Origin of the sequence: Frankia sp. Mgl5, assembly GCF_023242985.1 — a bacterium.
GTDB lineage: Bacteria > Actinomycetota > Actinomycetes > Frankiales > Frankiaceae > Parafrankia > Parafrankia soli.
In genome coordinates this window covers 1-337 of the sequence record NZ_JALKFY010000563.1, presented here as the reverse complement: position 1 = coordinate 337, position 337 = coordinate 1, and the positions used below count along the sequence as shown (strand labels likewise).

At 68.5% G+C, this 337-nt stretch carries 1 protein-coding gene; it reads left to right on the top strand.

Annotation, left to right across the window (positions count from 1 at the left end):
• The coding region (locus MXD62_RS10640) for a TCP-1/cpn60 chaperonin family protein (protein WP_285224033.1) at positions 1–337 on the top strand (337 nt) is incomplete at both ends.

Here is a 337-nt window from a genome sequence, read left to right as displayed (position 1 = left end):
CTCGTCAAGGAAGTCGCGAAGAAGACCAACGACGTCGCGGGTGACGGCACCACCACCGCCACGATCCTCGCCCAGGCGCTCGTCCGCGAGGGCCTGCGCAACGTCGCCGCCGGCGCGAACCCGATCGGCCTGAAGAAGGGCATCGAGGCCGCCGTCGAGCGTGTCTCCGAGGAGCTCTCCAGCGTCGCGAAGGACGTGGAGACCAAGGAGCAGATCGCGTCGGCCGCCTCCATCTCCGCCGGTGACCCGGCCATCGGCGCCATGATCGCCGAGGCGATGGACAAGGTCGGCAAGGAAGGCGTCATCACCGTCGAGGAGAGCAACACCTTCGGGCTCG